At 66.0% G+C, this 2,068-nt stretch carries 1 protein-coding gene; it reads right to left on the bottom strand.

Annotation, left to right across the window (positions count from 1 at the left end; genetic code table 11):
• Nucleotides 1-111: 111 nt before the first annotated feature.
• Nucleotides 112-1,737 (bottom strand): methyl-accepting chemotaxis protein, encoded by a 1,626-nt coding sequence (locus AC6LJ2_RS29955; RefSeq protein WP_498152750.1) that lies wholly within the window; start codon nt 1,735-1,737, stop codon nt 112-114.
• Between the last annotated feature and the right edge of the window lie 331 nt (nt 1,738-2,068).

The following is a 2,068-nucleotide window of genomic DNA, read 5'->3' as shown; positions in this document are numbered from 1 at the left end:
CGATCGATTGTCCTGGCGCTGTCATTGGTACACGAGAGCAGCTCCACGCCCCACGCGGGCAGCGGCGCCCGGCCGGCATGCCCTGCAGGACGACTTTGAACGCGCGCCGGTTCAGACGCCCAGCAATGCAGGCTCGCCGTCCCGACCCAGCGCCGGTGCATCGGCGTCGATCACCCGGCCAGCCTGCAGCTTGAACACCGCCACCGCGTCGCGCAGGCGTTGCGCCTGCGTTTCCAGCGACGCCGCGGAAGCGGCCGCCTGCTCGACCAGCGCCGCGTTCTGCTGCGTCACGCTATCCATCTGCGACACGGCCTGGTTCACCTGCTGGATGCCCTGCGACTGTTCTTCCGAAGCGCTGGATATCTCGTTGATGATGTCCGTCACGCGGCGCACCGACGTCACGATTTCCTGCATGGTGGCGCCGGCGGCTTCCACCTGGTCCGAACCGATCGACACCTTCTGCACGGAGTCGTCGATCAGGCTCTTGATTTCCTTGGCGGCCTGGCCGCTGCGCTGGGCCAGCGCGCGCACTTCGCTGGCCACCACCGCAAAGCCCTTGCCTTGCTCGCCCGCGCGGGCAGCTTCCACCGCCGCGTTCAGCGCCAGGATGTTGGTCTGGAAAGCGATGCCGTCGATCACGCCGACGATGTCGGCGATACGGTTGGAACTGTCGGCAATGGCGCGCATGGTGCCCACCACATCGCCCACGGCCTTGCCGCCGCGGGTGGCCACGTCGGACGCGGCCACGGCCAGTTGCGATGCGCTGCGCGAGCTATCGGCGTTGTTCTTCACCGTGGACGACAGCTCGTCCATGCTGGCGGCGGTTTCCTCCAGCGACGCGGCCTGCTGCTCGGTGCGGGACGACAGGTCGATGTTGCCCGCCGCGATCTCGCGCGAACCGGTATGGATTTCCTCGACCCCCAGCCGCACGGCCGCCACGGTGCGCGCCAGGCTGTCCTGCATGCGCTTGACGGCGCCGTAGAGCACGCCGATTTCATTGTTGCCGCGTTGCTCGATGCGGTTGGTCAGGTCGCCGCTGGCGATGCGGTCGAACAGGCGGCCGGCGTCGTGCAACGGCCGGAACACCGACCGCGCGAACACGGCATACAAGCCGACCACCAGCACCGCCACGACCACCAGCAGGCCGATCAGGAACGCGATCGCGCCATTGATGCGCGTCGACGACTCGCTTGCCACGCGGCGCCCGACCTCGTCCGCGAAATCGGAGTATTTCTGGTTGGCCTGCGTGAAGTTGATGCCCAGCGGCGTGACCTTGTCCAGGTTCAGGCGGCTGGCCTCCTCGGCGTTGCTGGCGCGGATGGCAGCGATCATCGGCAGGACCGCGTCGCGCAGGTACACGTCATACGCCGCCAACGCGGCCTCGAACAGCGGTTTGCCCACCGGTGACGTTTCAGGCGTCTGGCGGGCGCTCTGCACTAGGTCGGCCGCCCGCTTGGTGTAGCCGTCCAGCCGCTGCATGCTGGCCAGGCTGTCGATGCGCTTGCCTTCCAGCAGCGCGCTCTGCGCGGCCAGCAGCACCAGGCGGGCGCGCAACAGTTCGGCACCGGCATCGTCCATGGCGTTGGATCGCACCAGGTTGGTGTCCAGCAGCACTTCGATGGAACTGCGGTTGGACGTCAGCTGCTGATAGACGGCAATGCCGGTCAGCAGGAACAGCGCGAAAAAAACGCCAAGCGCGGTCGTCAGGACCGCGCGGATACTCAGGTTCTTGAACATTGGGGGGCCTTTCCGGGTTTGCATGAGACAGCCGCCACGGGCTGTCCCCCTTCTTTACGGCCCACTGCAATGAAAAGTTAAATATCTCATTGGGTTACATCACGGACTGGCCAGCAGGCGAAAAAAAACCTCACCAGAAACTGGTGAGGTCTTTGTCGGCGGGAAAAGCCCCCCCCCGGCCGCCCGGCCGCCCGAAGGCCGAGGAGCCCCCTTGTATGCTTTGACGTGTTGGGTATGAAGTTCGTTTGACCGGCCCTGTACAGCCCGTTCCCCCTTTGAGCCTAGAGCTCGTCCCCGAGCATTGGGGCGTACAGTCCGCCGTGTTTGTCAC

The organism is Achromobacter sp. 1014246743 (assembly GCF_059760725.1).
Note: the sequence above shows the minus strand (reverse complement) of the source record. Positions and strands in the feature narration are given on the sequence as shown.